This is a genomic window from Homoserinimonas aerilata (assembly GCF_006716125.1).
GTDB lineage: Bacteria > Actinomycetota > Actinomycetes > Actinomycetales > Microbacteriaceae > Homoserinimonas > Homoserinimonas aerilata.
This window is the reverse complement of record NZ_VFOM01000003.1, coordinates 1-21,438: the sequence shown is the minus strand read 5'-3', so window position 1 is coordinate 21,438 and position 21,438 is coordinate 1. Positions and strand designations below refer to the sequence as shown.

The following is a 21,438-nucleotide window of genomic DNA, read 5'->3' as shown; positions in this document are numbered from 1 at the left end:
CGCAGCGACTCAGTTGCCGAACGCCGGAGGCGCGACCTCGTCGTGCACCGCCTCCTCCTCTTCCTTCGAACGCTTCGACGGCACCGTGAGGATGATGGAGGCGATGGCGATCACGACCATCAGCACGTTGAACAGCAGCCCGATCGCCCCGCCGAAGCGCAGCGCGACATTGTCCTGACGCCCCAGGAACAGGCCCCACGACTGGATGAGCTCCGGGTCGACGGCCTGCCCCGCAACATAGAGGGCGGCCGAGATGGCCACCCCGATCGCGTTGCCCAGTGACGACGCCATCTTGTAGATTCCGGATGCGGCACCGACCTGGTCATCCGGAACATTCGACAGCGCGGCATCCGTCGACGGGGTCGCATAGAAGCCGAGACCGATGCCGAACAGGGTGAAACCGATGACGCTGAACACGATGTACTGGTCGATCAGCAGGAACGTCATCGAGCACATCAGGATGCCCACGCCGGTGATGATGCTGCCCCAGAGCATCGGCTTCTTCGGGCCGAAACGCTGCAGCAGCTTCTCGCCCACCCTGATGGTCGCGAGGATCGCCACCAGATAGCCGAGCGTCAGCAGCCCCGACTGCAGCGAGCTCATCCCTGCCGCGATCTGCACCAGGCCGAGCGAGACGATGAGGGTACCCGCGGCACCGTTCAGCAGAAAGTTCGACAGGGTCGCGCCCGTGAACGTGCCGTTTCTGAACAGCTTCAGGTCGATGAAGGATGTGACCTTGCCGGTCTCGATCTGCAGGAACGCCAGCAGGAACGCGATGAAGATGACGAGCAGCGCGATCCCACTCCAGCTCAGCCAGCCGATGTTCGGCCCCTGCGAGATGTACACGTTGATCGCCAGCAGCATGATGATGAAGCAGACCAGCCCCGACCAGTCGAAACGGTGGGCCGCGGCATCCGGCGACCGCTCAGCGCGCGACTCGGGAGTGCCGCGCAAAAGGAACAGCGCCAGGACGGACAGCACGATCGAGATCCAGAAGATGGACCGCCAGCCCAGCACACTGGATGCCATCAGGCCGCCGAAGAGTGCGCAGAAGCCTGACCCGCCCCACGACCCGATGGACCAGAACGAGAGGGCCCGCTGTCGCGCCTTCCCTTCATAGAAGCTCTTGATCAGCGCCATCGACTACGGCATGATGCACGCGGCCGACAGCCCCTGGATGACGCGGCCGCCGAGAAGCATCGCGGATGTCACGGCGCCGAGATCCTCCGGCGTCAACGCGATCAGCAGCGAACCCAGGATGCTCAGGTAGATGCCCAGATACAGGATCTTGACCCGCCCGATCCGATCGGCCAGGCCGCCCGCGACCACGATGAAGATCCCCGAGAACAGCGACGTCACCGACACCGCCAGATTGGCGAGTGTGCGCTCCACGCCGAGCTGATCCTGGATACCCGGGATGACATTGAGGAGGGTCTGGGCGAACAACCAGAAGTTGATCACGGCCAGAACGATGCCGAACAGCCACTTGTCGTTGGGCTTCCACCCGGCCTTGTCGACTGTTCCGGTGACAGCTGCAGTCATGTGCTCGCATCCGATCCGGCCATCCGCGGTGACCCTTGACGACGCTCCGTGCTGTGCACTCTACTCGCGGCGTTTGACACGAGCCACCCTCTGAGCGGTTGAGACCCGTGACCCGTAAAGTGACCGTCATGACCCTCGATGCATCCCACCCCAACGAACCCCACGGCGCCGGCTTCGCTGGGCGTCTCAACTGGCTGCGGGCGGGCGTGCTCGGGGCCAACGACGGCATCGTCTCCGTCGCCGCAATCGTCGTCGGGGTTGCGGGCGCAACCTCCGCGGTCGCACCCATCCTGACGGCCGGCATCGCCGGGCTGGTCGGCGGTGCGATCTCCATGGCGCTCGGCGAGTACGTGTCGGTGAGCAGCCAGCGTGACAGCCAGCACGCCCTCATCGCGAAGGAACGAACAGAGCTCGCGACGATGCCCGAAGAAGAACTCGCCGAGCTGGCCGAGATCTACGAAGCCAAGGGACTCACCCGCGCGACCGCAGCACGTGTCGCCGAGGAGCTGACCGCGCACGACGCACTCACAGCCCACCTCGAAGCAGAGCTGGGCATCAACGAAGAAGATGTCGTCAGCCCGTGGCAGGCTGCCGGAGCATCCGCCCTCGCGTTCTTCATCGGCGCGCTCCTGCCCCTCGTCGCCATCCTGCTGCCGCCGGAGACGATCAGAGTTCCCGTGACTTTCGCGGCCGTGCTGCTCGCCCTCGCGATCACGGGCGCGACGAGCGCACGCATCGGCGGCAGCCCCTGGCTTCGCCCGACTCTGCGCGTGGTCATCGGCGGGGCGATCGCACTCGCCGCAACCTTCATCATCGGGTCACTTCTCGGAACCGCAGGCGTAGTCTGACATCCCTGGGGAACGCGAAAGCCCCGCACGAGGCGGGGCTTTCGGATGTGGTGCGCCCGGAGGGATTTGAACCCCCGGCCTATTGATCCGTAGTCAATTGCTCTATCCGCTGAGCTACGGGCGCAACTGTCGGGCGAAAAACCCAACTGAATGACTATACCAGCCCGCGCGGAGTGGTCAAAAACCGGGAGCATCCGTCGTTCCGAGGCGTTTTCGGCGATTCGAGCCCGCGAGCGCGGGCGCGAATCGCCGAAAACGGCTCGCATCGCCGTCAGCGGGAGGCGGCGAACACGTCGTCGTCGCCCGCATGCACCACGCGACCGTCGATCACGGTGGCGAGGACGCGGGCGGTCAGGCTGCGGCCCTCGAACGGCGTGTTGTGGGAGCGACTGAACATTCGCTCGGCATGCACCGTCCAGCGGTGACCGGGCTGCACCATGCAGAAGGTCGCGGGTTCTCCCACGGCGACGGGGCGGCCGGCGAGATCGGCGATTCCCCCTATCCTCGCCGGCGTGAACGACATGACGCGGGCCACGGCATCCCAGTCGGTCCGTCCGCCGTTCGTCAGGACCTCGGAGACGATGGGAAGCGCCGTCTCCAGGGCCGTCAGCCCGAAGGCGGCATCCGGCCATGGCATCCGCTTCGTCTCGGCCGGATGGGGTGCGTGATCGGTTCCGATGGCATCGATCGTGCCGTCGCGCAGCGCCTCGCGCAGGGCCGCGACGTCCTCAGGGGACCTCAGCGGCGGGTTCACCTTGAGCGCCGGCCCGGCGAGCGCCGCATCGTCGTCGGTGAGCACCAGGTGGTGCGGGGTCACCTCCGCGCTCACAGGAACGCCCCGCGCCTTCGCCCGCCGCACGAGCTCGACCGTGCCCCTCGTCGACACGTGGCACACGTGGAGGCGCCCGCCGGTCGCCTCAGCCAGGGCGATGTCGCGCGCCACGATCGTCTCCTCACCCGACACGGGCCAGCCCGCCGCCCCCGCAGCGTGTGCCACCCGCTCATTGATGACGCCGGCGCCCACGATCTGCGGATCCTGCGCATGCTGGGCGAAAATGGTGCCGAGTTCGGCCATGCGGGCGAGCACCTCACGCACCATTTCGGCTTCGCTCAGGCACTTGCCGTCATCCGAGAAGAGCGTCACCCCTTCGGCGGCCAGCGCCGCATGGTCGACCAGCTCCTCTCCGAGCAGGCCGACGCTGGCGGCACCAACAGGGTGAACCCGCACGCTGGCACCCAGCGAACGCGCCCTGAGATCCCTGACGCGTGCTGCGGTATCCGTGACGGGGGTCAGATTGGCCATCGCGAAGACGTCGGTGAATCCTCCCGCGGCGGCAGCACGCGTTCCCGTCTCGATCGTCTCCGAGCGTTCCCCGCCCGGCTCGCGCAGGTGTGCATGCAGGTCGACGAGTCCCGGCAGCACGACCCGGCGGATGCTCGCATCCGGCCGTAGCTCGCTCGGAACGATCGCCGCGATTCGGCCGTTGCGGATCTCGATGTCCACGCCCCGGTCGTCACCCGCTATGGCAACGTCGCGGATGATCATCGTCACGCCGCTCTCGCGCCTGCGTCTCGATTCGTGACGACGTCGAACACCGGGCCGTCGACGCACACGAGCGGCCCCTCCGTGTCGTCCGCCGAGGCGACCGGCGCCGCGCAGCCGTGGCAGTATCCGATACCGCAGGCCATGTGGGCTTCGAGCGACACCTGTGCTTCGACGCCCCATTCGGCGGCGAGATCCGCCGCGAGCCGCGTGAGGCGGCTCGATCCGCAGACCATGATCGCGCTGGGCGGCGCCGCGGCGAACTCTGCTCGAAGGCGGGCACCGAGAGGAGCAACGGCGCTCGTGCCGTCCTCGTCGGCGACGCCGATCGCGTGGGCGCCAAGTTCTGCGCAGTCCTCGAGCCCGATGATCGATGAGCGTGTGTTCGCGCTGAGAACGGCCGTGGCCGGACGCCCCTCGGCCACGGCGTCTTCGATCGCTCCCATGACCGCGCAGACGCCGATCCCGCGGCCGATGAGCAGGAGGCTCCCGGCTGTCTCGGGAATCTCGAAGCCGCGACCGAGCGGACCGGTGATCAGCAGCCGATCACCCGTCGCGACGGTGCTGAGCGCGGAGGTGCCGCGACCGACTACGTTGAAGATCAGTTCGATCATCCCGCGGTCGACACGCCTGCGGTGGATCGCCATCGGGCGCGGCAGCAGGATGCGGTCGCCGGCAGACTCGGGAACCGAGACCATGACGAACTGCCCCGCGGATGCCGTGGCCGCGATCTCCGGGCTGCGCAACGTCAGCCGGTGGTATCTGGTACCCACGATGTCGTGCGCCACCACGATCGACTCATCCCAGATCGGCTGGGGCCGAGGCGAGGTTTCGGGCGGTCGCGGGACGACGAGTCCCTCGAGGCCGGCTGTTCCTGTCGAGCTCATGATGCGGCATCCAATCTCTTCATAGCCTGCAGGAGGACGGCAGTACCGTCGGCCAGCTCGCTCGCCTCCGTGAACTCCTCCGGTACGTGGCTGAGGCCGTCGCGGCTGGGCACGAAGACCATGCCGGTCGGCACCACCCTGTTGATCTGCTGGCTGTCGTGGCTGGCCCCGCTCGGCAGCATCCGATAGCTGAGGCCCTCCTCTGCGGCGCCGGCGGCGATGTGCTCGGCAACCCACGACGGCAGCACGACGGGCGACGTGTCACCGATGAGGGCAACCGTGAGCTGTGTTCTCCGGGATCGGGCGATCTGCTCGAAGCGGGCCACAAGGTCTTCGGCGGTGAGGCGCTGCCGGTCGCTGTCGACATCGCGAACATCGACGGTGAAGACCACCCGACCCGGGATCGTGGTGATCGATCCGGGGTGCACATCGAGACGGCCGACCGTGACGCGGGTTCCATGGTGCTCGGGGTCCGTGGCGATCGTCTGGCACGCGAGCACGCATTCGGCGGCCGTCACGAGCGCGTCCCGCCGCAGATGCATGGGGGTGCCGCCCGTGTGCGACGCCTGGCCGAGCACGGTCACCTCAAGCCTCGTGCTGCCGGAGATCACATCGACGACTCCGACGCTGAGGTTCTTCGACTCGAGCACGCCGCCCTGTTCGATGTGCACCTCGACGAAGGCGAACCAGTCCTCACTTCGCCACCGCGCCGTCTCGACGGCGTCCGGCGCAAGACCGACGCTCTTCATCGCGGCGGCCATGCTCACGCCGTCCTTGTCGTGGAACCCGTCGAGGTCAGCGGATGTCGTGAGTCCGGCGATCATGCGACTGCCGTTGCAGGCCTGGCCGAAACGAGCCCCCTCTTCGCTCGCGAAGGCGACGAAACGCCAGGGCCGCCGCCGCGGGAGCTGCTGCTCCACCGCGATGCGAGCAACCTCCATGCCGGCGACCACGCCGGCGATGCCATCGAAGCGGCCCCCCTCGGGCACGCTGTCGAGGTGGGAGCCGGTGCCGATGGCGGCCTCCCGCTCGCCCGTTGTGGAGGCGAGCTCCGCGATGGTGTTGCCTGCGGCATCCGTCTCGACGGTCAGGCCCAGCGACGCCATGTACTCGCCGAACACCGCATGGGAGCGGCGTTCGAGCGGGCTGTATGCGAGGCGGGTCACGCCCCGGCCGGCCTCGCTGAGCGAGGCGAAGGTGTCGATCCAGTGGGACAGACGCGAGGTCGTCACGAGCGACGCCGTTGCGTTCTCGAGCGGATGCTGCATGGGGATTCTCCAATGGCGGTACACGGGAGAACTTCCCGGGCGGCGCCGAACTAGCTGAGGGTTATGAAGGGGGTGGCGTCGGAGTCGTGACCGCTTGCGAGCGCAGCCGCGAGCACGAGTCTGTGGTCGCGCGTCTCGAGCATCGTCGCGATCGACCCGATGGGGCGCTCGGCCGAGAACTGGGGCGCGACCAGAACGGCACGGCTGCCCGACGGCAGGGGCCGCGAGATCGTGATGAGCCCGAGGTCCAACTCGACGACCGCGCGGGGAACGCCGAGCGCGCTGGCCACGATGTGCGCGAGGACGATGTCGTCTTCGCTGGCCCAGCTCAGGACCACGGTCGGCTCATACTGCCGGGCGCGCTCTGCGAGCGTCTCGCCCACCGCAGTTGCCGCGGCCGGGTCGAGGACGAGGTCGAATCGGCTGGCTCCGTCCTCGCTGATCGTGAGCGAGTCGAGCTGGGCCTGCAGCGTCGTGGGTTCAGTCATGGTCGTTGCCTTCCGGTTCGGATGCCGCCGTGTCGCGCCGCAGCGGAAGCCGCGAGATCAGCACCTCTCCCCCAATTCTGCTCCCGCCGCCGTGTACGACGCTCAACCGTCGGCTCACATCAAGGGTTGAAAGCCAGCCGGGTTCCTCCGCGTTGCCATCGACGGAGATGACTCCGGCGGTCTCGCCCGCGTGGTGATCGCCGAACACCGTTCCCTCGTCGTCGACCGCACAGAAGGGCAGGCCCGTCGAGAGGGAGACCGCACCACCGAGTACGAGGGCACCCGGCCCCAGCGCGACCACACGATCGGTGTCGGCGGCGAGTCGGGCGGCGAGTTCGCCTGCGACCCTCCTCAGGATCGAGGGGCGCGACATCCAGCCGTCCACATCCTGAGGGCTTGTGGGCCACAGCGCGGCCAGGTCGTCGGCGAGTTCACTGAGGCGCGTCGAGTCCGAGCGCGGAACGAGCTCGTGGAGGGTAGGGGTTGCGATGGTCACTGGGGGCGCCTCAGGGTCGTCTTGGAGAGAAACGGATGCTCGTCGCCGGCCGTCTCGTAGAGGGCCGTGAGTTCCGCGATGTCGTGGTTGTCGGGGAGTTCTCCGGTGAAGCCCTGGCTGCGTGACAGGTCGGCGGCGGCCCGAAGGACCATGCTCGTGAACTCCGCCCGGCGTTCGGCACTGTCGACCCGTCCGGCGGCGGCGGCGAGGGCGATTCCGCATTCGACGCGCCCGAAGGCGTCGTAGACGGGCGCGGCCACAGCCCACACCGCGTCGTCGAGCTCGCTGCTGCAGACGTCGAAGCCGCGATTCCGCACGAGCGCCAGGTGGTCGATCAGTTGATTGACCTCTCGCATGGTTCCGCTCGTGTACGCCTCGCGGTGCTGGCCGGTGAGCAGCGCCTCGACGAGGGCGGGCTCCCGGTGGGCGAGCACGATGCGGGCCGAGGCCGCCGCGTGCAGCGGCATCTCCTGGCCGACGTGCACGAAGAGTCGAAGCGGATGCGTCGATTCGACGAGCGAGACGCAGATCACCCGGCTGTCGATCATGCGGGTGAGGAAGGCGGTCTCGCCGCTCTCCCTGCCGAGTTCGACGACGGGCTGAGGAGGTGTGACGAGGAAGGCGTCGTACTGCTCGTGGTAGCCGAGCGCGAGTGCTGCGGAGCCGAGCGTGTATCGCTTCGTCGTGCTCGACCGCATGACGAAGTCCTCGGTCTCGAGGCTGCGCAGCAGGCGATGGATGCTGCCGAGTGGAATGTCCAGGTCACGGTGCAGCTGCTGCAGCGTGACTCCTTCGCGTCGATTGCTCAACGCCGTGAGAACCGAGAGCGCACGAACGACGACATGCATGGGCTTCTCTTCGCCGCGTTCAACCACCATTGCGTTCCCCCATCGTCAGCAGTTCCTCGATACTCGACACCCCTGCGGCGGCACAACGACGCTGAAGCTCCCGAGCAATCATCACCATGGCATAGGGTCGGGCGAAGTTGGCGGTTCCTACCTGAATTGCGCTGGCGCCGACCGAGAAATAGTCGAGCGCGTCATCAGCCGTCTCGATGCCTCCGCAGGCGATGACGGGGATGTCGACGGCGCGCGCCGACAGCCACACGAGGCGGGTCACGATGGGGCGGATGGCCGGCCCAGACAGCCCGCCGACGATGTTTCCGAGCGCTGGCCTGCGCGAAGCGCGGTCGATGGGCAGGGAGGGGATCGAGTTCGACACCGCGACAGCACTCGCTCCGCCCTGCTCGGCCGCGATCGCGCATTCCGCGATCGAGGCGACCATGGCCGGCAGCTTGACGATGAGCGGCTTGTCTGTGACCTCGCGCACCTGGCGCACGACATCCAGAACCGCCTGCGGGTCGGCACCGATATCGGCGCCGTCACGATCGAGGTTGGGGCAGGAGACGTTCAGCTCGTACGCGGCACCGGCGGCCGACAGCTCTTCGACGATGGGCGCATACTCGTGCACCCGGTGGCCACCCACGCTGATGATCGTGGGCGTGTCAAGGGCGCTGTAGAGCGGATGCAGCTCCTCCAGGTAGCCCGCCGGCCCCCGGCTGGGGATTCCGACACTGTTGACCATTCCGGCCTCGACCTCGGTGAGGCGATGCACGGGGTTGCCGCCGCGCGCATCGTGGAACACCGTCTTCGTCACGGCGGCGCCGAGTTCGTCCGACGGGATCATCCGCCCGAGCTCGGGGCCGAAGCATCCGGATGCCGGCATGACCGGATTGCGCAGCCGCAGACCGCCTATGGTGACGCCGAGGTCGACGCCCGACACGGGACGGGCGTCGAAGAACTGCCGACGCGAACTCTCCGCGGCGGGCACCGCCATGATCGTCAATTGAACCGCCTGACCACACGCTTCTCGATGGCGCCGACAAGGGCCCACAGCAGGTAGCCGATGATCGACAGCAGGAACAGGGCGACCATCACGAGGCGGATGTCGTCGTTGTCTTGGCCCTGCTTCTCGATGTAGCCGAGGCCGGCGGTCGCGCCGATGAACTCACCGATCACGGCGGCCGTGACGCCGGCGAGGAGGCCGATCTTGAGGCCCGCAGCGATCGCCGGGAACGTGTACGGGAACTCGATGCGGAACGCCCGACGCACGGGGCCCATGCCCGTGATGCGTGCGAGATCCCGCATCGTCGACGGCATCGACTGCAGTCTCGCGAGCATGTTGATGAGGATCGGGTAGAACACGACGAGTGCCACCAGCGTGATCTTCGAGGCGATGCCGAGGCCGATCCACAGCACGATGAGCGGCGCGATGGAGATCTTCGGAGTCACCTGCGCGACCACGATGATCGGCATGAGGAGGCGGTTGATGAAGGGCACGTGGTAGAACACCATGGCCAGCAGAACGCCGATGACGACGCCGATGACGGCCCCCTGCCCCACCTCCGCAAGCGTCTGCGCAGTGTGAAGCTGGAGCGATCCTGTCGAGGCGAGGCCCACGGCACGATCGATCACCTCGCCGGGGGACGGCAGGATGTACGCAGGAATCTGCGAGAACTCGGCGAGCGCCCACCATGCGGCGACGCCGAGGGCGAGCGAGGCCCCTCCCACGAGGAGAGGCCTCACCCGCTCAGCGGTCAGAACGTCAGAGGTCACCGGGCTCCACCACCAGTGAAGAGGCGTCATAGGACTCGTTGATCAGACCGAAGGAGACCTGAGCGTCGATGGCGGCCTGCCACTTCTCGAGGTCGCCGTAGCCGAGGCCGTGCTCCTTCGTGAACTCCGACTGCCACAGGTCGGCGACGAACACGTCGGTGATCACCTGGGTGATCGACTCCTCCTGGCCGGCGAAGCTGTCCGAGTACTTGGCGATGACCTCGGTGACAGCCGCCTCCGTGTTGTCGATCACGTACTGGATGCCCTTGTCGAGGGCCGAGACGAAGCCGGAGACGACCTCAGGGTCGCTCTCGCGAAGCGAGGGGCTCGTGACGAGCACGTTTCCGAACGAAGGAAGGTACTTGTCGCTCAGCATCTGACCGACCGGGAATCCTGCGCTCTCGAGCGCGAAGTAGCGGAGGCGCGAGAAGACGATCGCGTCGACCTCTCCGTTCTGCAGCGCGGCGACGATCGAGCCGGAGCCGACCGTGACGACATTGAGGTCGGAGACGGACATGCCGGCGTCGGCGAGCATCGCCTGCAGCTGGATGTAGTTCGGGCTGCCGAGGTCGGTGACCGCGACGGTCTTGCCCTTCAGGTCCTCGGGCTTCGTGATGGGGTTCGTCTCCTTGTTGAAGAGAACCGCGCCGATGCCCTGCTGGTAGGTGGTGTGCACGACCTCGACGTCGACACCGTTGGCCTTCGCCGTGATGACGGAGTCGCCGTTCGGGAACCCGAACTGCACGTTGCCGGCTGCGACGTTCTGCAGCACGCTCGAGGCCTCGGCGTAGGTGAACTCGACGTCGAGCCCTGCCTCCTCGAAGTAGCCCTGCTCAGCGGCCTCATAGAGGGGCGCGTAGTACGGGACAGCGGCGCCGTCGATCTGGATGGTGACGCTTGTGCGCTCACCCGAGGTGTCGCCCTGGCTGGCGGTGTCGGCGGGGCTGCAGGCTGCGAGACCGGCGACTGTGGCGACGCTGGCGATGATCGCAAGCGGCCCGCGAATGGTACGGAACTTCATTGTGGTGCCTTTCTTATTCTGGTGTGCTGCAGGGGGTCAACGGTTGGTGCGCCATCGGAGCAGGCGCTTCTCGGCGAGGCCGATGAGCCCGAACCCGGCAAGGCCGGCGACGACGGTGAGCAGGACTGCCGCGATGAGCATGGGGGTGTTGTAGGAGCTGTTGCCGAGAACCATGAGGTAGCCGAGCCCGACCTGGGCGGAGATGTACTCGGCCAGGAACGCCCCGGTCATGGCGTCGATGATCGCGATCTTGGCCCCCGAGATCAGCTCGGGCATGGAACCCGGGAGCTGGACGGTGCGGAAGTACCTCCAGCGGCCCATGTTGAGGAGACGCCCGAGCGTCTCGACGTCCGAGGAGATCGATTCGAGGCCGAGCCTCATCGACACCATCATCGGGAAGAAGGAGAGCATGAGGATGAGGGCCATCTGGGATTCGAATCCAAGACCGAACCACAGCACCAGGAGCGGGGCCACCGCGATCTTCGGGGCCGCCTGCAGGACCACGATGTACGGGGCGGCGATCTCGCGGGCCCAGCGGGACGCCCACAGGATGTACCCGAGGACCGTACCGATCAGCACGCCACCGACGAAGCCGATCACGATGTTCCGCACGGTGTAGAGCATGTTGCCCCACAGCAGGCCGTCCTGAGCCATGCCGACCATCGACTCCCAGACGGCATCCGGTGCCGGAAGAAGGTAGATGGGGACATCCGCGGCCGTCACATAGACCTGCCAGATGCCGACTATCACGACGAGATAGGCGACCGTCACCAGCAGATGCTTCAGCACGGGAGGCATCCCCCGGCGTGGGGCAAGAGTCGCGGTCATGATGGCCTGCGTCATGCGAGCTGCCCGCGGAGCATGTTGGAGAAGTGCGCGAACTCGGGGAGCTCGCGCGTGGACTGGTCACGCTCACGCGGAAGAGGCACGTCGTGGATGGCACGGATGCGACCCGGTCGCGCGCTCATGACGACGACGCGGTCGGCCAGGTAGGCGGCTTCCTCAACACTGTGCGTGACGAGCACGATCGTCTTCTTCGTCTGCTCCCAGATACGCAGCAGGTCATCCTGCAGACGGTCCCGGGTGATCGCGTCGAGTGCGCCGAACGGCTCGTCCATGAGCAGGATCTGGGGGTTGTAGGCGAGCGCGCGCACGATCGCGACCCTCTGCCTCATGCCACCGGAGAGCTCCGACGGATAGGAGTTGGCGAAGTCCTGCAGACCGACCATCGCAAGGAGCTCGGCCACCCGGGCCGTGACGGATGCCTTGTCCGCACCCTTGCCCTCAAGGCCGAGTGCGACGTTGCGCTGAACCGTGCGCCACGGCAGGAGGGCGTGCTCCTGGAAGACGAAGCCGATGTCGCGCCCCGGCTTCGGGGGCGTCGCCCAGGTGATCTCGCCCTGGTAGTCGTCGTCGAGTCCGGCGATCATGCGCAGCAGCGTTGACTTGCCGCATCCGCTCGGACCGATGAGCGCGATGATCTGCCCGTCGTCGATGTCGAGGGACACATCATCGAGGGCGGTGACGCTCTGCCGATTCGCCGCCTTGTACACCTTCGTGATGTCTGACACGGAGAGGAATTGGGTCATCGTCGTCCTTCGGGCGCTTCGAGTCGCTGCCGGGACCGCCGACACCGCACTGAGATCGGAACAAGCGATACAGTAGTTTCCGCCTTACGGAAACGCTCTTTCCACTTGATTAGGGAATCATCGATCACAGCAATCGGCTTTGTCAAATCGAGATTCTGCTCGAATGTCCCATGTTTCAGCGAGGTTTCAGGGAAGTTCCAGACAGGGCAACGGAGCGACAGTGCGATCGCACGATGATCACAGCCATACGTATTAGGGTGGCAACTCACACACCGTTTCCGATTAACGGAAGCCTGAGCCGGAAGAGACGGGAATCCAATGACGGAAGAAACACCCCTCCGCAGCGCCAGTGACCCCTGGCTCGACGGCAGACCGCCCCACATCCCGACAGATGGCCGAACGCTGCCCCGCGTGTGCCTCCTCCCGGGAGATCCCGCCCGCGTCTCACTCGCATCCGCCGTTCTCGAGGACTTCGAACTCATCGGCGAGAAGCGCGAATACCGCCTCGGCGTAGGCCGCTTCGCCGGCCAGGAGATCGCGATCTGCTCCACCGGCATCGGCGGACCATCCACCGAGATCGCGATCGTCGAGCTCAGCCGACTCGGTGTCACAACCTTCATCAGGGTCGGAGGCATGGGTGCGATCCCCGCAGGGATCGTGCCCGGATCGATCACCTCGGTCGCCTCAGCCCTGCGCGACGGCGGCACCGCCCGCTTCTACGCGAAGGGCGACGAACCCATCCCTGCCCACGACGAGGTCCTCGATGCGCTGGATGCCGCCGCCGCAACGCACGGCGAGGCCCTCACCCCCATCACGGTCATGTCCTGCGACTCGTACTACGTGGGCGAAGGTCGGAGCCTGCCCGGCCTCGAGAAGGCGGCGGAGGAACGCATGGCGGATGTGCTTCGGCGGGGGGCCGACGCCATGGACATGGAGTGCGAGACGGTGTTCGCGGTCGCGAAAGCCCTCGGGCGCCGCTACGGGGCGGTCCTGGCGACACACGGCAACCGCGCGACAGACGAGTGGCTCGAGGACTACGCCCCGGTGCAGCAGCGGATGCTCACGATCGCCTGCGAGGCAGCGGCGATGCTCAGCGTCGAGGGTTAGCTAGAACTCCTCTTTCGTCTCGGGGTCGCCGCCCCAGAGCCTCACACCCGAGTCGAGGCGGCTGATCGCCGCGACCTCGTCGGCGTCGAGACTGAAGCCGAAGACGTCGAAGTTCTCCGCCTGACGCGCAGCACTCGTCGAGCGCGGGATGGGCACCGACCCGAGCTCGATGTGCCACCGCACGACCACCTGGGCCGGTGAGACCCCGTGACGCTCCGCGATCGTTGCGATGGTGGCATCCGCCATCAGGTCGGCGCGGCGCCCGAGCGGGCTCCAGCTCATCGTCGGGATTCCGCGGCCTGCGGCGAATGCCCGCTGCTCGGCCTGGATGAAGTGCGGGTGCAGTTCGACCTGGTCGACGACCGGCGCCACCCCCGTCTCCTCGATGAGCCGCAGGACATGATCGGGGTTGAAGTTGGACACCCCGATGGAACGCACGAGCCCCTCCTCCCGCAGGGCGATGAGCCCCTTCCACGCGTCGACGTAGCGGTCGACACGTGGCATCGGCCAGTGGATGAGATAGAGGTCGACGTGGTCGAGGCCCAGGCTCGCGAGCGACTCGGTCAGCGAGGCGCGCGCCTCGTCCACTCCGTGCGCCCGGCCCGGCAGCTTCGTGATGACGGTGAACTCGTCACGCGGCACGCCGGAACCACGGATGGCGTCACCCACGGCGCTCTCATTGCCGTACACCCACGCCGTGTCGAGCATGCGGAAGCCCACGTCGATCGCTGACGCGATCGCATCCGTGTCCATCTGATTGGTTCCGAAGCCGATCGCCGGGATGCTGCTGCCATCACTGAGATACCTGCGTTCCGACATCATTCCTCCTGAGTTCGCGCCATCTCCGGCCGGCGCCCAGCCGAGCTTAGGCCATGGCGCCGGGGCTCGAGCTCTGGGCTTCGACGCATCCGTCGTTCCGAGGCGTTTGCGGCGATGAGAGCCCGCGAGCGCGCGCTCGAACCGCCGAAAACGGCTCGCACGCTAGCCGCGCACTACCGCCGAGGGCTCAGCGCAGCGCCTCATCGAGCTCGGCCCGGTCGGGAGGGTTCGCGCCCGCCCGCCCGCAGGTGAGCGCCGCCGCAGTCGTCGCAATGTGCGCGATGCCCCCCATCTGCGCGAGGTCGACATCCGCCGCCCCTCTTGTGACGAGTTCCGCGAGCAGCGCCGCCATGAAGCTGTCGCCGGCCCCGATGCTGTCCACCAACTCGACGGCACGTGCGGGCGCTTCGACCCGCCCCTCGGCGGTCGCGAGAACGACCCCGCCCGCGCCTCTGGTCATCGCCACAAGCCTCGGGCCGAGAGAGAGGATGCTGTCAAGAACCGAGAACTCGCCCTCGCCCGGGTAGAGCCACTGCGCGTCTTCATCACTCAGTTTGACGACGTCGCACATCCGCGCGTACCGGGTGAACCGCTCCAGCGCTGCGGGCCGGTCGGGGATGAGGGCGGGCCGGATGTTCGGGTCGTAGCTGATGACGCAGCGCCCGGCAGCCGCGCGGAGAAATGCCTCCAGGGAGTCGGCCCCGGGGCTGAGGAAGGTGCTGATCGACCCGACGTGGATGAACGCGGGCACCGGCAGATCGTCGATCGCGGGCAGCCTCCAGTCGATGTCGAAGCGGTAGCTCGCCGAACCGTCCTCCCCGACGCTCACCTCGGCGGTGCTCGTCGCTCCCTCGTGCAGCGATGCGGGGAGCACCTCCACGCCGGCGCCCTCAAGATGGTCGAGGATGTCCCGCCCGTCAGAATCTCGGCCGAGGCGGGTCAGCAGTCGGGTGGTCACACCCAGCCTCGCCAGCCCGTACGCCACATTCATGGGCGAGCCGCCGGGGTGGCGTCGCTCGTCCCCCTGGCCGCGCACGACATCCATGATGCTTTCGCCGATGACGAGAATCGAGGCTGCCCCAGCGCTCATCGGGTGATGCCGAGCACGGTTCGGAGGCTGTCCACGATCCGTGTCGCACGAACATCCGCGATCGCTTCCATGCGGTTCGTGAGAAACGCGAACCCGATTCCGGCCCCCGGGTCGGCGAACGCCGCCTGCCCACCCGCGCCGTCGTGCCCGAATCCTCGCTCGGTGACGAAGCGGCGCGGCTCACTGTCGAGCTGCAGGCCCATCCCCCAGCGCGGCCACGGCCCGGGCACATCCCAGACCGGCGGGCCTTCGCTCTGAAGCTCGGTCGCCGCTTCGATCGCGGAGTCCTCAAGAAGGCGCACGCCGTCGGTCTCCCCGATCGTCGCAGACCAGATCGAGGCGAGGGCGCGCGCCGTGGCGATGCCGCCGGCCCCAGGGATCTCGGCTGCGCGAACTACCGGGTTGTTGAATCCGGAGTCGGTTCCGACCAGCTCGGGGGGCAGCGCTCCGCCCAGCGTCATCGCCCGCTCACTCCAGTCGGTGACGCCCGACGGCCTGGCCGCCTCCTGCTGGGCGACAAGTTCGGCCAGCGTCGAGCCGACCTGAAGGTGTGCGACACGCGACTGCTGCTTCTCCGGAAGGCCGATCCACGCATCCGCCCCCAGGGGGATCGCGACGACCTCCGAGAAGTACTCCCCCACGGTCTTGCCGGTGACCCGTCGGATGATCTCGCCCATGAGCCATCCGTGGGTGAGCGCGTGATAGGCGTATCCGGTGTCGGGCTCCCAGAGCGGTTCCTGCGCAGCCAGGTGCGTGACGACGGTGTCCCAGTCGGTGATGTCGTCGACCGTCATCGGATGCCTCGGGGCCGAGACCCCGGAGCGGTGCGCGAGCACATCCTTCACCCGCACCGACGACTTTCCGGCGGCCGCGAACTCCGGCCAGTAACGGGAGACGGGCGCCCAGTAGTCGATCAGCCCCTCCTGGACGAGCCGGGCCGCAAGAACAGACACCAGACCTTTGGTGCAGGAGAAGATCACGCTGAGCGTGTCCTCCTCCCACGGCGAGCCGGTCCGCTCGTCGGCGACGCCTCCCCACAGGTCGACGACGACCACCCCATTGTGGCGAATCGCGAGCGCCGCCCCCATGGTTGGCTGCTCGTCGAAAGCTGCCGCGAATGCGTCTCTCACCGGTTCGAATCCGGCGACGACGTGCCCGTGTACTTCGTGGATCATGCCTGTGCTCCTCGGGTTGCAGAGATTACGAGCCCGCCATCGGCGTCGGAGAACTCAACGGGAATCGGGTTCGACAGCGCGCCGGTGAAGCCACCGTCGGCCGTCATGTTCTCGAAGGCCATGAGCATCCACTCGCCGTCACGGTTCTGGATGAGTCGCCCGCAGTACAGCGACTCTTCGGCGAGGAGCCGCGCACCCTGGGGGGCATACGGCCCGATGGGAGATTCGACGTCGACCACCCAGATTCCGCCGCGGTCTCCCGAGCGATGGCCAGCCAGCGCGGGTGTGTCGCAGGAGAACAGCAGTACCGTGCGTGACCCGATCTGTGCGATCTGCGGCACTTCGAGGTGCTTGAAGCCGGTGCCGGGCTCCGTCAACGGTGGCTGCACCTGCCAGGACATGAGGTCTTGTGACACCGCGTGGGCGATGACCCCCCGGTCTTCTTCGTCGCCGTGAGAGGAGCGTGCGGTGAGGATCATGTGCCACCCATCCCCCGCCGGATCGGCGAACACCCACGGGTCCCGCCAGGCCTCCTCCGGCCAGCTCGAGTCGCCCAACTTCTCGTACCAGCGCGGGTCGGCCACTGTGATGGGCTGCTCCGCCTTCGTCCAGTGGTGAAGGTCGGTGGAGGTCGCGACACCGACAGCCTCGATGTTGGCCACAGAGTCGGATGCCAGGAATCGCGAACCCGTGTAGAACATCCGCCAGACACCATCAGGGCCGCGCAGCACGCTCCCCGTCCAGGTGGCCGTCTCGTCGAACGCCCCCGGCCCTCCGGGCTGAAGCACCACCCCGTGGTCGCTCCACTCGATCAGGTCAGACGATGTCGCATGCCCGACCTTCGCGTTCCTGTGGCGGAGGTTCTGGTCGCCGAGCGACTTCGGCGCATGGAGGTAGAAGAGGTGGAACAGGTCACCGTCATCGGCGAGCCAGAAGTCCCACACCCAATGGGCGTCAAGGGAGAAGGTCATGTTCTTCTTTCACATCGGATGGCGTCGTTGACGACGCCGCAGGTGAGGCGCGCGCCGGTCAGCCCTTGACTGCGCCCTGAAGCAGCGCCTGGATGAACTGTCGCTGGAAGATCACGAACACCAGGATCGTCGGCACGATGATGATCAGGGCGCCGGCGTTGAGCAGCGGGATGCTTGAGGAGTACTGCCCCTGGAAGAAGGTCAGTGCGCCCGCAACCGTTCGGTTGAGCGGGTCCGACACCAAGACGACCGGCAACAGGAACTGGTTCCAGGTCCAGAGGAAGAGCAGGATCGCCAGCGCTGACAGGGCCGGCCGGGCCAACGGCATCTGGATGCGCCAGAACTCCTGCGCCGTGGATGCCCCGTCGACCCGCGCCGCCTCAGACAGCTCCGGCGGCACGCCGAGGAAGTGGGCACGCATCCACACAACACTGAACGGCATGTAGAGCCCGATCAGGGGCAGGATGATCGCCCACTGGGTGTTCAGCACCCCCATCGCCTGAATCTGGTAGTACAGCGGGATGATCAATGCCTCGAAGGGAATCGTCAGCCCGAGGATCAGGAAGATGAAGATGAACCGGCCACCCCGCACCCGCAGATTACCCAGCGCGTAGCCGGCGAGCGTCGCGAAGAGCAGGCTGATGGGCACGACGAAGACGACGATGAACAGGCTCGACCCCATCAACCGCCACACATTCCCCGTCTCGAAGGCCGTGACGAAGTTGATCCACTGGGGATCCGTCGGGATGGTGAGACCGGTCGGGTTCGTGTCGGCGGGCTGAAGCGCCGCAGACAGCATGTTGACGAGCGGGATCAGCGTGAGGATGAGCACGAGAATCAGAACGACCCGCCCGATCATCGCCTCAGATTTTCTGACGATCATTTGGTACCCGCTCTCGCCAGTCGCTGTATGGGGAGCACACAGGCCAGCACGAGCAGCATGAGCACTATGCCGAACGCGGATGCCAGCCCGACTTCACTCTGCGTGAAACCGATCCGGTAGATCGATATGCCGGGAACCAGGGTGGCTCGCCCCGGCCCTCCGAGCGTTGTCGTGTAGATGATGTCGAATGAGCTCAGCGCGGCGATGACGGTGAGCGTGACCAGCACTGCGATCTCCTGCCGCAGGCCGGGGATCGTGACGGTGATGAACTCACGCCACCAGCTGGCCCCGTCGAGACGCACCGCCTCGTAGAGGGCCTGGTCGATCTTGCCGATGCCGGTGAGGAAGAGCACCGCACAGAGGCCGGTGAGAACCCACGACCCGATCAATCCGACGGCCGGTAGCGCAGTCTGGAAGTCGCCGAGCCAGGGTCGAGCCAGAAAGCCGAGCCCGATCGCATTGAGTATCTGGTTCACCGCGCCGGTCTGCGCATACATCCACGACCAGGCGATGCCGGCGGCCGCGAGGGGGATGATCTGGGGCAGGAACAGGATGGTCTGGGATGCGCTGGAGAAGAAGCCGGGCCGCATGGAGCGGATCAGCGTCGCCAGCACGAGGCCGGCAGCCACCGGGATCACGGTGAAGAACGCGATGAGAACGAATGCGTTGCGGATCGACCCGAGCAGGGTCGAGTCGGTGAACACCCGAATGTAGTTGGCGAAACCGACCCATTCGGATGCTCCCACGCCGTTCCATCGGTAGAAGGAGTACTGCACACCCGTGAGCAGGGGGTAGATGACGAAGGCGGCGTAGGCGATCAGCGCGGGGAGGACGAACAGCCAGCCCACGAGGGTTCCCCGTCGGGCTGCTGATCCCGCAGCAGCCCGACGAGGCGCAATCGAATTCTTCACTCTGACAGCCCTCGCCACCCCGGGCGAAGCCGTTCTGCGTCGACAGTGCGGACGATTCGATTGCGGTCACTCATTGCTAGCCAGCCAACTCTTCTGCGTAGAACTTCTGCACCGCGGTGACGAAGTCCTGACCTGTGATCTTTCCGGTGACGAGGAGCTGAGACTCCGGGATGATCGCGCCAGCGTAGATGCCGGCGGTCGCGTTGGCCATGAAGTCGACCTGTCCATTCTCTGCAGCGATCTGCGCGGACATGGCCAGCGCATCCTCGATCAGCGAGCCGGGGGCCACTGTCGGGAGCACCTGCGCGGGGTCGCCACCCGGGGAGGCTCCCGTCACATCGGTGACGATCTGGCGAGCCTTGTCGTTGGTGTGGAGCCAGTTGAGGAAGAAGACGATCTCGTTGAGATGCTTCGACCCTGCGGCGACGGAGAACGAGTTCGCTGCGCCCATCGCCACGTGGTCACCACCCTTCTCCACCGGGGGAACGAGGAAGTAGTCCACGTTGTCACCCATTTTGGCCTGCGTGTCTGCCGCAGCCCAGTTTCCGTTGAAGGTGAAGAGGCCTTCGCCATCAAGGAAGCGGCTCACGAACGATGCGTAGTCGATCGCGTTGATGTCGCTGGGGAAGTAGCCCGCATCCGCCCACTTGCGGATGAGCTCGGCGCCCTGCACATTGCCGGGGGTGTCATATGTCGCCCCGGGCACGTTCAGGATCCAGTCCATCATCTCCTTCGGGTCGGCGTGCTGGTTCATCGCCGCCTGGACCACGAAGTTGACCACGCCGTCCTGATCGCCGGCCATGAGGGGCAGGATGCCGGCGGCCTTCGCCTTCGCGAAGTCCTCCTCAAGCTCGGCGAGCGTGCTCGGGGGTGCGTCGATGCCCAGCTGCTTGGCCAGGGTCGTGTTCATGTAGATGCCCGTGATGCTGTAGCCGAGACCCAACTGGTAGAGCGAGCCAGATCCGCGAACCCCATCGGCGTCCACGCGCAGCGGCGCGAGCTGAGCCGCCGACCACTTGTCCCAGCCATAGGCGTCGTACCACGGGTCGAGATTCGCGAGCAGGCCGTCCTTCACGGTGTCACCGATCGTGGGCAGGCGAATCAGGTCGGGCGGGGTGTCACCGGCAAGGAGCTTGGGCGCGTTCGCGGTGAGGTTCTGGAACGTGTCTCGGGTGACGTTGAAAGTGACGTTGGGGAACTGCTTGGTGAACTCTGCAGCCAGGTCATCGGTCAACGGGAACCCGGTCTCGTCGGCAATGGTGAGCACCACCTCATCGGTCGTGAGTTCTGTGGTCACCTCCACCGATTCGGTGGGGGCCGGGCCGCTGCCGCCTGGGGCGCAACCGGCCAGGGCAAGCGTGGCCGTCGCGGCTACAGCCACGAGTGCCATGTGTCGAGAGAATGCCATCTCTTGTGACTCCTTTGTCTTGTGATTGGTGCGGACCGTCCGACTTCATTCAGCAACCATGAGGATGCGTGAACGAATTGAGCGAGGGCCGGGTGCCATTCCCATTCAGTGGAGCTAAATGGGTTTAGCATGCCTTTATGCTGGGGTGCGAACCCCATATTGTCAAGTGGGAATAGTTGGTTACGGTTTCAGTGGGCCACACCTGCGCCCACGAGAGGAGTGCTCGATGTCGAGCAAGCGAGCAACCCTGGCCGATGTGGCACGCCTGGCCGGTCTCTCCTCGACCGCGGCCTCGATGATCCTCAACGGCCGCACCGATACCCGCCTGTCAAAGGACGCCCACGATCGCGTCAACGCTGCGGCAGAGGCGCTCGGTTACAGGCCGAACGTCGCCGCACGAGGCCTTCGAACCGACAAGACCCTCAGCATCGCATTCATCTCGGATGTCGTCGCCACCACCCGCTTCGCGAGCGGACTGATCAAAGGGGCGCTCGCGGCCGCAGAGGCCGCCGGCCACGTCGTCCTCGTCCTCGAGACAGGGGGCGACCCCGCCCGCGAGGCCGAAGCGATCGCCGCCGTACTCGACCGGCAGGTCGACGGAATCATCTTCGCGACGATGCGGGCCCGAGAACTCTTCGTGCCCGACATCCCCTCGACCACCCCCGTTGTCATGCTCAACGCGACCAACGCCAGGCACGGTGCCTCGGTGCTTCCCGACGAGGAGGCCGGGGGAAGAAAGGCGATCGAACTCCTGGTCGAGCACGGCCACCGCGACGG

Annotated in this window: 22 protein-coding genes, 1 tRNA gene and 1 pseudogene; 3 read left to right on the top strand and 21 right to left on the bottom strand. The window is 66.6% G+C overall.

Features of this window, described 5'->3' with window-relative positions:
- Positions 1–9: 9 nt before the first annotated feature.
- Together FB562_RS13835 and FB562_RS13830 are read right to left on the bottom strand one after the other, a co-directional pair.
- Positions 10–666, bottom strand: a complete 657-nt coding sequence (locus tag FB562_RS13835; RefSeq protein ID WP_281284327.1) for an MFS transporter — start codon at positions 664–666, stop codon at positions 10–12.
- Positions 667–768: 102 nt separating this feature from the next.
- Positions 769–1,542: pseudogene (locus FB562_RS13830) on the bottom strand (MFS transporter); the annotation flags it as partial.
- 128 nt (positions 1,543–1,670) lie between these two features.
- On the opposite strand from FB562_RS13830, the gene FB562_RS11565 reads away from it, so the two are divergent.
- A complete protein-coding gene (locus tag FB562_RS11565; protein ID WP_141881467.1) occupies positions 1,671–2,390 on the top strand; it encodes a VIT1/CCC1 transporter family protein in 720 nt (239 codons plus the stop codon).
- Positions 2,391–2,438: 48 nt separating this feature from the next.
- Here FB562_RS11565 and FB562_RS11560 read toward each other — a convergent pair.
- The 12 genes from FB562_RS11560 to FB562_RS11505 form a co-directional block, all read right to left on the bottom strand.
- Positions 2,439–2,514, bottom strand: a tRNA-Arg gene (locus FB562_RS11560).
- 147 nt (positions 2,515–2,661) lie between these two features.
- Positions 2,662–3,936 carry a dihydroorotase gene (locus FB562_RS11555; protein WP_141881594.1) on the bottom strand — a complete coding sequence of 425 codons (1,275 nt, stop codon included), beginning with the start codon at positions 3,934–3,936 and terminating at the stop codon, positions 2,662–2,664.
- A 2-nt stretch (positions 3,937–3,938) separates the two neighbouring features.
- Positions 3,939–4,820 carry an iron-sulfur cluster-binding protein gene (locus tag FB562_RS11550; protein ID WP_141881466.1) on the bottom strand — a complete coding sequence of 294 codons (882 nt, stop codon included), beginning with the start codon at positions 4,818–4,820 and terminating at the stop codon, positions 3,939–3,941.
- Positions 4,817–6,088 (bottom strand): Zn-dependent hydrolase, encoded by a 1,272-nt coding sequence (locus FB562_RS11545; protein ID WP_141881465.1) that lies wholly within the window; start codon positions 6,086–6,088, stop codon positions 4,817–4,819. Before FB562_RS11545 ends, FB562_RS11550 begins: the two co-directional genes overlap by 4 nt.
- A 50-nt stretch (positions 6,089–6,138) precedes the next feature.
- Positions 6,139–6,576: a hypothetical protein gene (locus FB562_RS11540; protein ID WP_141881464.1), complete on the bottom strand. Its 438-nt coding sequence runs from the start codon at positions 6,574–6,576 to the stop codon at positions 6,139–6,141.
- Complete coding sequence (locus tag FB562_RS11535; protein ID WP_141881463.1) at positions 6,569–7,072, bottom strand: hypothetical protein; 504 nt, start codon at positions 7,070–7,072, stop codon at positions 6,569–6,571. The genes FB562_RS11540 and FB562_RS11535 overlap by 8 nt, the downstream gene beginning before the upstream one ends.
- Positions 7,069–7,950, bottom strand: a complete 882-nt coding sequence (locus FB562_RS11530) for an IclR family transcriptional regulator (protein ID WP_141881462.1) — start codon at positions 7,948–7,950, stop codon at positions 7,069–7,071. Before FB562_RS11530 ends, FB562_RS11535 begins: the two co-directional genes overlap by 4 nt.
- Positions 7,940–8,908, bottom strand: coding sequence for a dihydroorotate dehydrogenase (locus tag FB562_RS11525; protein ID WP_141881461.1), 969 nt, complete (start codon positions 8,906–8,908; stop codon positions 7,940–7,942). The genes FB562_RS11530 and FB562_RS11525 overlap by 11 nt, the downstream gene beginning before the upstream one ends.
- A gap of 5 nt (positions 8,909–8,913) precedes the next feature.
- A complete protein-coding gene (locus tag FB562_RS11520; protein WP_221625414.1) occupies positions 8,914–9,687 on the bottom strand; it encodes an ABC transporter permease in 774 nt (257 codons plus the stop codon).
- Complete coding sequence (locus tag FB562_RS11515) at positions 9,677–10,708, bottom strand: ABC transporter substrate-binding protein (RefSeq protein WP_141881459.1); 1,032 nt, start codon at positions 10,706–10,708, stop codon at positions 9,677–9,679. Before FB562_RS11515 ends, FB562_RS11520 begins: the two co-directional genes overlap by 11 nt.
- Positions 10,709–10,744: 36 nt before the next feature.
- Positions 10,745–11,551 carry an ABC transporter permease gene (locus FB562_RS11510; RefSeq protein ID WP_141881458.1) on the bottom strand — a complete coding sequence of 269 codons (807 nt, stop codon included), beginning with the start codon at positions 11,549–11,551 and terminating at the stop codon, positions 10,745–10,747.
- Positions 11,548–12,297: an ABC transporter ATP-binding protein gene (locus tag FB562_RS11505; protein WP_141881457.1), complete on the bottom strand. Its 750-nt coding sequence runs from the start codon at positions 12,295–12,297 to the stop codon at positions 11,548–11,550. Before FB562_RS11505 ends, FB562_RS11510 begins: the two co-directional genes overlap by 4 nt.
- 318 nt (positions 12,298–12,615) lie before the next feature.
- Between FB562_RS11505 and FB562_RS11500 the strand changes: the two genes are divergently transcribed.
- Positions 12,616–13,404, top strand: a complete 789-nt coding sequence (locus tag FB562_RS11500) for a nucleoside phosphorylase (RefSeq protein ID WP_141881456.1) — start codon at positions 12,616–12,618, stop codon at positions 13,402–13,404.
- Here FB562_RS11500 and FB562_RS11495 read toward each other — a convergent pair whose 3' ends face one another.
- The 7 genes from FB562_RS11495 to FB562_RS11465 form a co-directional block, all read right to left on the bottom strand.
- Positions 13,405–14,223: an aldo/keto reductase gene (locus FB562_RS11495; protein WP_425459830.1), complete on the bottom strand. Its 819-nt coding sequence runs from the start codon at positions 14,221–14,223 to the stop codon at positions 13,405–13,407.
- Between the two features lie 187 nt (positions 14,224–14,410).
- Positions 14,411–15,313 (bottom strand): carbohydrate kinase family protein, encoded by a 903-nt coding sequence (locus FB562_RS11490; RefSeq protein ID WP_141881454.1) that lies wholly within the window; start codon positions 15,311–15,313, stop codon positions 14,411–14,413.
- Positions 15,310–16,488, bottom strand: coding sequence for a serine hydrolase domain-containing protein (locus FB562_RS11485; RefSeq protein WP_141881453.1), 1,179 nt, complete (start codon positions 16,486–16,488; stop codon positions 15,310–15,312). The genes FB562_RS11490 and FB562_RS11485 overlap by 4 nt, the downstream gene beginning before the upstream one ends.
- A complete protein-coding gene (locus FB562_RS11480) occupies positions 16,485–17,459 on the bottom strand; it encodes a glycoside hydrolase family protein (RefSeq protein ID WP_141881452.1) in 975 nt (324 codons plus the stop codon). Before FB562_RS11480 ends, FB562_RS11485 begins: the two co-directional genes overlap by 4 nt.
- Positions 17,460–17,517: 58 nt before the next feature.
- Positions 17,518–18,342, bottom strand: coding sequence for a carbohydrate ABC transporter permease (locus FB562_RS11475; protein WP_141881451.1), 825 nt, complete (start codon positions 18,340–18,342; stop codon positions 17,518–17,520).
- Positions 18,339–19,253: a carbohydrate ABC transporter permease gene (locus FB562_RS11470; protein WP_246081474.1), complete on the bottom strand. Its 915-nt coding sequence runs from the start codon at positions 19,251–19,253 to the stop codon at positions 18,339–18,341. Before FB562_RS11470 ends, FB562_RS11475 begins: the two co-directional genes overlap by 4 nt.
- 76 nt (positions 19,254–19,329) lie before the next feature.
- Positions 19,330–20,661, bottom strand: a complete 1,332-nt coding sequence (locus FB562_RS11465) for an ABC transporter substrate-binding protein (RefSeq protein WP_246081473.1) — start codon at positions 20,659–20,661, stop codon at positions 19,330–19,332.
- Positions 20,662–20,887: 226 nt separating this feature from the next.
- Between FB562_RS11465 and FB562_RS11460 the strand changes: the two genes are divergently transcribed.
- The coding region (locus FB562_RS11460; RefSeq protein ID WP_141881450.1) for a LacI family DNA-binding transcriptional regulator at positions 20,888–21,438 on the top strand (551 nt) is incomplete at its 3' end.